This is a genomic window from Streptomyces racemochromogenes, assembly GCF_044129415.1.
Lineage (GTDB): Bacteria > Actinomycetota > Actinomycetes > Streptomycetales > Streptomycetaceae > Streptomyces > Streptomyces racemochromogenes_A.
Genome location: NZ_JBBDHD010000211.1, coordinates 1 through 7,588, shown reverse-complemented (window position 1 = coordinate 7,588; position 7,588 = coordinate 1). Strand labels below are relative to the sequence as shown.

General features: G+C 70.2%; 6 protein-coding genes. All 6 read right to left on the bottom strand.

Annotated elements, in window-relative coordinates:
- Positions 1-177, bottom strand: a 177-nt coding sequence (locus tag WDV06_RS35345) for an S-adenosylmethionine synthetase N-terminal domain-containing protein (protein WP_395513912.1), incomplete at its 3' end; no start/stop codon positions are given.
- The gene (locus tag WDV06_RS35340; protein WP_395513910.1) at positions 144-1,031 is read right to left on the bottom strand and encodes an AfsR/SARP family transcriptional regulator; all 888 of its coding nucleotides are present in this window, start codon (positions 1,029-1,031) and stop codon (positions 144-146) included. The genes WDV06_RS35345 and WDV06_RS35340, both read right to left, overlap by 34 nt.
- A 241-nt stretch (positions 1,032-1,272) precedes the next feature.
- Positions 1,273-5,121, bottom strand: a complete 3,849-nt coding sequence (locus WDV06_RS35335) for an amino acid adenylation domain-containing protein (protein ID WP_395513909.1) — start codon at positions 5,119-5,121, stop codon at positions 1,273-1,275.
- 102 nt (positions 5,122-5,223) lie between these two features.
- Positions 5,224-6,165 (bottom strand): ribose-phosphate diphosphokinase, encoded by a 942-nt coding sequence (locus WDV06_RS35330; RefSeq protein WP_395513911.1) that lies wholly within the window; start codon positions 6,163-6,165, stop codon positions 5,224-5,226.
- Positions 6,166-6,179: 14 nt separating this feature from the next.
- A complete protein-coding gene (locus tag WDV06_RS35325; protein WP_395513908.1) occupies positions 6,180-7,130 on the bottom strand; it encodes a pseudouridine-5'-phosphate glycosidase in 951 nt (316 codons plus the stop codon).
- Positions 7,131-7,140: 10 nt separating this feature from the next.
- Positions 7,141-7,374: a tautomerase family protein gene (locus WDV06_RS35320; RefSeq protein ID WP_395513907.1), complete on the bottom strand. Its 234-nt coding sequence runs from the start codon at positions 7,372-7,374 to the stop codon at positions 7,141-7,143.
- Positions 7,375-7,588: the final 214 nt, after the last annotated feature.

The following is a 7,588-nucleotide window of genomic DNA, read 5'->3' as shown; positions in this document are numbered from 1 at the left end:
CGTCGTCACCTCGCCCGCGATGTGCACCAGACCGGTGGTGATGAGCGTCTCCACGGCCACGCGCGAGGCCGGGTCCTGGCGCAGCAGCGCGTCGAGGACGGTGTCGCTGATCTGGTCGGCGATCTTGTCCGGGTGGCCCTCGGTCACGGACTCCGAGGTGAACAGACGACGGGACATGCGGTCTCCTCCTGTGTACGGCCCTGTGCGCGGCCGGGATGGCGACCGTCTCCGACCCCTCTGGAGCCCCGCTCGAACACCGCTGACCGCCCCGTCCCGCGCACCGGGCTCAGCAGACCGCCGTGGAGCCGCTTGAGCTCCGCCGAGGGTTCCAGGCCCAGTTCCTCGGCGAGCAGCCGGCGCACCTTCTGGTAGGCCTGGAGGGCCTCCGCCCGCCGTCCCGCGGCGCCGAGCGCGCCGATGAGCCGGCTGTGGAACCACTCGTTGAGCGGGTAGTCGTTGATCAGCTTGCGCAGCTCCGGTATGGACTCGCGGTGGCGGCCCAGCGCCTCCTGCGCCTCGATGCGGGTCTCGAAGGCCCTGATCCGCAGCTCCTCCAGGTGCACGACGTGCCCGGCGAGCACGTCCCCGGCCGGGAAGTTCGACAGGGCGGGGCCGCGCCACAGGTCGAGCGCCCGGCCGACCGTGCGCAGCGCCTTCTGGGGCTCCTCCTCGGCCAGTTCCCAGCGGGCCAGGGTGACCAGCCGCTCGAAGACGCGCACGTCGACCTCGGAGTCCTCGACGTTCATCACGTAGCCGGCGGCGGTGGTGGCGATCAGGCAGCGGCCGGCGGGTGCCAGCTGCTCCTGGGTGAACATCCGGCGGGCGTGGTAGACGTACGTCTGGAGCGTCGTGACGGCGCTGCGCGGGGGGTTCTCGCCCCACAGCTCCCGGATGAGGGCCTCGGCCGTGACGATCTCCCCGGGCCGGGTGAGCAGCAGCGCGAGCGTCTGGCAGACCTTGGGGGTTCCGGGCTGATAGGTCCTGCCGTCGTCGGTGACGATCTCGAAGGGGCCGATGAGATTGAATCGCATGGAAGATGGCTCCTCATCGGCGAAAACGACGGAAAACGAGACGGCTGGAATTACCAGAAGTGTCTTGCGCCGAGAATGCACGCGTCAACAGGGCGCATGTCAGAACGCGGTGAATTTGCGTCAGAAACAAGCCGCCTACTGGCCGGTTACTTCTCTGTCGTGGAAAGTGAAAAGACGGCCGCCCCGCCGGGGAAATCCGGCGGGGCGGCCGTCTTCATTCAGACCGCTTTCCCGTGGGCGCTCACTCGCCGAGCAGGTAGCGGATGTGCTTCACCAGCTCGCCGACGTCCTCGCGCAGCAGGCTGTAGTGGTCGGCGACGAGGTCGATGACCGTCGGCGCCTCGGCCGAGTAGCCGCTGCTGTTCTCCAGGAACGAGTAGTCGTCGCCCACGGCCTTGAAGATGCTGATCGGCGCCTGGAGGGTGCGCTCGGCCAGCTCGTGGAAGGAGTACTCGAATTCGTAGGTCTGGCCGACGACCGAGATGATCCGGCGGGCGAGGTCGATGTCGATCCCCTTGAGCTCGCTGATGAACTCGGCGAAGGACGCCTCGTCCGTCACGGTCTCCAAGCACCGCTCCAGGTCCGGACCGGAAATGGTGCCGGTGAAGACGGAGAAGAGGATCGTGGTGTAGCCGCGGTTGGCGAAGGAGGCCTCGCGGCCCCACACCTTGCCGTTCTCGGCGCGCACCTTCGGGGAGCCCGGGGCGATCAGGAAGAGGTTGTCCACCTTCTCGCCCGCCTGCTCCAGCTGGTAGGCGGTCTCGAAGGCCACGCGGGCGCCGAAGGAGTAGCCCCACAGGGTGTAGGGGCCGGTCGGCTGGATCTCCTTGAGGGCCTCGATGTCCTTCTTGGCCATCTCGGTGATGGTCTCGTACGGGGTCTCGCCCTCGTTGATGCCGTACGACTGGACGCCATAGAACGAGCGGCCGAGGCCGATCTCGCCGGCCAGGCTGCGCAGGTTCATCGGGTAGCCGCCCAGACCCGGCCAGCAGATCACGGGCCGGGCCTTGCCGGTCTCCGCGTGCAGGCGGACGAAGCGCGAGGACTCCTGGGCGACCTCGCGCTCCAGGCGGCGGGCCAGCTTCTCGATGGTCGGGGACTCCAGGACGCTCTGCAGCGGCAGGGAGACGCCCAGGCGGGAGTTGAGTTCGCGGACGAGGCCGACGGCGATCAGCGAGTTGCCGCCCGACTCGAAGAAGTCGTCCTGGACGGAGGCGTTCTCGCGGCGCAGGGACTTCTCCCAGACGGCCGCGATCTCCTTCTCGGTCTCCGTGCGCGGGGCGACGAACGGGCGCTCCACGAGCTCGGCGTTGACCTGGTCGGAGGCGGCGAGCGCCTTGACGTCGATCTTGCCGTTGGCGGACAGCGGCAGCCGCTCGAAGACCACGACCCGGTTGGGGATCATGTAGTCGGGCAGGAAGCTGACGAGGTCGTCGCGGATGAGCTCGGCCGGACCGCGCATGTGGACGCTGTCCTCGCGCATGCCCTCGTGGCTGATCTGCTCGTCGCTGATGCGGCCGCCGACGAAGAAGTACATCGGACCGCTCTCGACGCCGTTCGCGGCGAGGACGGCGTCCATGCGGCGCGAGGCCGGCAGCGGGTTGCCCGTCTTGGAGCTGTAGCCGGAGGACATGAAGCCCAGGTTCAGCCCGTTCATCATCAGGTGCTGGAGCTTCTTGCCGAGGGTGATGTACTTCAGCCACTCCTGCTCGGCGCGGCTGTAGACGCTGATGCCGAAGCTGGCGGCCCGGTAGACCGACTGGTTGATCGCGATGACGTGCTTCTTGAGGACGATGTCGTCCGAGAAGCGGGTCAGCTCGCCGTTCTCGTAGCGGTACTGGCCCTCGGGCAGGCCGGCGACCTTGCTGCCGTGCGTCTGGACGTAGACCTCGGCGTGGTCCTCGCGCGGGCCCGCGTGCGGGACCAGCTCGAAGGTGCCCAGGTAGTAGTCCTCCTCGGCGACGTCGAGCAGGTCGCGGACGGCCGGCTCGTAGGCGCGGTCGTGGATGTCCAGGCCGTAGGCCGGGAGGATCTGCTCGAAGAGGCCGACCATGTGGCCGGTCTCGATCTCCAGGACTTCGAGGATGTTGTTCTTGTAGACCGGCTCGATGCCGCTCTTCTTGCCGATGAAGTGGATCTGCGCCGTGGCCTTGCCGGTGGCCTCGCGCTCGCTGATGAGGACGAGCTGGTGGCGGACCGGCTGGTAGTAGTAGTAGCCCGGCTTCAGGCCGCCGACGCCCTCCAGCTCGAAGTACATCTGCGTCGCGTACAGCGCGCCCGGGGAGGCGTAGCCGTACTTGGGCAGGAGGCGCTCCTCGCTGATGTACTGGCCGAACCAGCGCAGGATCTGGCCGAGCTCGGCCGGGGCCAGGTCGGCCGCCTTGCGGGAGTAGCCGGCGGTGACCTTGGCGGAGAGCAGGCCGAGCAGGTCGGCCTGGGTGACGGCGCCGCCCTCGTAGAAGCGGTACGTCTTGCGGCCGAAGACCCGGGCGCGCTGCTCGGGCGTGGGCTCGGCGCCCTCCAGGTCGAACGCCTGGCGGGTGGCCAGCTCGGCGTCGTCGCGCAGGCCCGGGTTGGACAGCTGCGCCTTGACCTGGAGCTTGCTCTTCTTCGAGGCGTGGTGGGAGCCGTGGTTGCCCTGGTCCATCAGGGCGGCTTCCTTCTCGCTGAGCTCGATGCAGGCGATCAGGTTCTGGAAGCCCGTGCGGCCGTCGTTCTTGACGATGACGGCGGCGTTGCGGACCCAGTCGTGGTTCTCGATCGCCAGGGATATCTCGTCCAGCTCGACGCGGTAGCCGCGCAGCTTGACCTGGTTGTCGGCGCGGCCGGCGAACTGCACGGTGCCGTCGGCGTTCCACTGGCCGAGGTCGCCCGTCTTGTACAGGCGGACGGGCGCGGCGCCCTCCTCCAGCTCGATCTCCAGGAAGCGCTCGGCGGTCAGGTCGTCGCGGTGCAGGTAGCCGCGGGCCAGCTGGACACCGCCGATGTACAGCTCGCCGATCTCCCCGACGCCGACCGGCTTGAGGGTCTCCTTGTCGAGGATGTGGTACGTGGTGCCGTGCACCGGGGCGCCGATGGAGATGGACTGCGGCCCCTCGTCCAGGGCGGCGGGGTCCACCGGGAAGGAGGACGAGTTGATGGTGGTCTCGGTCGGCCCGTAGACGTTGATGAGCGCCCGGCCGGGCATCTCCTGCGTGGTCTGGATCGCCAGCAGGCGGGAGAGGGCCTCGCCACCGCTGAAGATCTGCTGGAGGGAGACGCACTCGGGGAACTTCTCGGTGTCGAGCAGGCCCTGCAGCAGGGTCGGGACGCACTGGAGGGTGGTCACGTTGTGCTTGACGATGGTCTCGATGAGGCCCTCGGGGTCGGCGTAGACGCCGGGGGCGCCCATGACGACGGTGGCGCCGTTGGCCGGGGAGAGGATCTCCCACTGGGCGGCGTCGAAGCTCATCGGGGTCTTCTGCAGGATGACCTTGCTGCGGTCGATCGCGTAGGTCTCGCGCAGCCAGCCGAGCTGGTTGACGATGCTGCGGTGCTCGATCATCACACCCTTCGGCTTGCCGGTGCTGCCGGAGGTGTAGATGACGTACGCGAGGGTGTCCGGGCGGGCGCCGGCACGGGGGGCGCCGTCCTGGCCCTCGGGGCGGACGAAGGCCTCGGACTCGCGCAGGGTCACGATGGTGACGTCCTGCGGGGCGAGGTCGCGCAGGCGGGCCACCAGGCGCTGCTGCGCCAGGATGATCTTCGCCTGGCTGTTCTCGATCATGTAGCGGAGCCGGTCCTCGGGGTACTCCGGGGACAGCGGCAGGTAGGCGGCCCCGGCGTTCAGGATGCCCCAGGCGCCGACCATCAGGTCGATGGACGGCTCGACGAACAGGCCGACGCAGTCGTCCGCCGAGACGCCGAGGTGCTCCAGGTAGTCGGCCAGGGCCGCGCTTCTGGACGCCAGCTCGCGGAAGGTGAGCTTGTCGTCCCGGTAGGCGACCGCGATCGCCTCGGGGTGCTCGGCCACTCGCTCGGCGAGCAGATCGGGCAACGTCGTGGTCCCCTGCAGAGTGGGCTCAAGCACGCTGGTCTCCTGAAGAGTCATGTCCCGCTTCCTTATGGCGTTTCCGTTGTGGAGCGGCTCGGTGCGTGCGGCCGCCTCCCCCTTCGGACGGACGGGCCCCCGTCGGGCCGTCCGTCCGGGCGATCACCGGCTCTGCAGGAGCCGGGTTACTGATCCGTTCTCGAACACCGCGCGCGCGGCGCCCGCGATGAGCGGGGCGATGGACAGGACGGTGACCTTGTCCAGTCCGAGCGCCCCGGGCACCGGCAGGGTGTCCGTGAAGACGAACTCGCTGACCCGCGAGTTCTTCAGGCGGTCCGCGGCGGGGCCGGACAGCACCCCGTGCGTGGCCGCCACGATGACGTCCCGCGCCCCCTGTGCGAAGAGGGCGTCGGCGGCGGCGCAGATCGTGCCGCCGGTGTCGATCATGTCGTCGACCAGGACGCAGACGCGGTCCTCGACCTCGCCGACCACCTCGTGCGCGGTGACCCGGTGGGCCACGTCCTTGTCGCGCCGCTTGTGGACGATGGCCAGCGGAGCGCCGAGGTGGTCGCACCAGCCGTCGGCCACGCGCACCCGGCCGGCGTCGGGCGAGACCACGGTCAGCGCCTCGCGGTCCACCTTGGAGCCGATGTGGTCCGCGAGGACCGGCATGGCGAACAGGTGGTCCACGGGGCCGTCGAAGAAGCCCTGGATCTGATCGGCGTGCAGGTCGACCGTCAGGATCCGGTCCGCACCCGCGGTCTTGAGCAGGTCCGCGACCAGGCGGGCCGAGATGGGTTCCCGGCCGCTGTGCTTGCGGTCCTGGCGCGCGTAACCGTAGAACGGCAGGATCACGGTCACGCTGCGCGCGGAGGCCCGCTTCAACGCGTCGATCATGATGAGCTGTTCCATGATCGACTTGTTGACGGGGGCCGTGTGGCTCTGGACGACGAAGCAGTCCGCGCCGCGCACGGAGGCGTGGTAGCGGATGTAGATCTCGCCGTTGGCGAAGTCGATCGCCTTGGTGGGGACGAGCTCGGTGCCCAGTTCCGCCGCGATGGCCGCGGCGAGCGCGGGGTGCGCACGTCCCGAGAAGAGCAGCATCTGGCCGGTGTCGCTCACGCGGCGCGCCCGGCGCGCTCGGCGAGGTGCGCGGAGTGCGCGACGGCCAGGCGGCCGGCCGCCTCGGCGCAGGAGGCGAGGACGGCCATGTTGGCCTTGGCCGAGCGCCCGTCGGTGGCGGCGTCGACGGCGCGCATCAGGTACTTGGTGATGGCCTGGCCGGAGACCCCGTCGCGGGTGGCTTCGGCGACCGCGGCCCGGATGGCCGTGTCCACCTCGGCCGAGTCGATGGCGTCCTCCTCCCGGACCGGGGTGGTGATCAGGAAGGAGCTGTTGTTGCCGAGTGCCCAGTGGGCCTCGACGGCGCGGGCGATGGCTTGTTCGTCGTCCAGGCGGTGGGGCGCCTTGTGGCCGCTCGTACGGCAGTAGAACGCGGGGAAGTCGTCCGAGCGGTAGGCGACGACGGGGACGCACTGCGTCTCCAGGTACTCCAGGGTCAGCCCGAGGTCGAGGATCATCTTGGCGCCCGCGCAGACCACCGCGACCTTGGAGCGGGTGAACTGGATCAGGTCCGAGGAGACGTCCCAGGTCTCCTGGGCGCCGCGGTGGACGCCTCCGATGCCGGCGGAGGAGAAGAAGGGGATCCCCGCGAGCTCGGCGGCGACGACCGAGGAGGCCACGGTGGTGGCGCCCGGGCCGCCCTGCGCCAGGACGACGGGCAGGTCCCGGCTGGACACCTTCGGGATGCCCGGCAGGGAGGCGAAGCGCTCGATGTCGGCGTCCGACATGCCCACCCGGATCTCGCCGGCCTCGATGCAGATCGTCGCCGGAACGGCACCGCCGGCCCGTACCGCGTCCTCCACCTTGCGGGCGGTGGCCGCGTTGTCCGGGTAGGGCAGGCCGTGGGTGATGACGTTGCTCTCCAGGGCGACGACGGCCTTGCCTTCGTGGAGGGCCTCACGGACCTCCTCGGTGTAGACGACGGGGATGCCGCTGCTTGCGCTCATCGGGTCTCTCTCAACTCTCTTTCCAGTAGCCGGGCCGCTTGACCAGCAGCTCGCGGCGGGCCGCCATCTCGGAGAGGACCTGCTCCTCCCAGTCCTCCGGCCTGATCGGCTCCAGGGAGATCGAGACGGTGTCCTCGCCGGTGGCGAAGGTCTTCGTCACGGCGGCGGTGACCGCCTCGTCGACCGCGCGGAGCTGCTCGGCCGTGAACTCCCTGGGGTAGTGCCTGATGTGGATGTGGGGCACGGCTGCGGTCCTCTCACGAGTCGTTCGTGCAGGGGGGTTGGGGGGGGGGCCCGGCCCCGGGGGGGGCGGGGGGGGGCCCCCCCCCCCCCCCCCCCCCCCCGGGGGGGGGGGGGGGGGGGGGGGGGGGGGGGGGGGGGCGGGGGCGGGCGGGCGGGGGGGGGCGGGGCGCGGGCGCGGGGCCGCGCGCTGCCCCCGCCGCCCCCGCCCCCCCCCC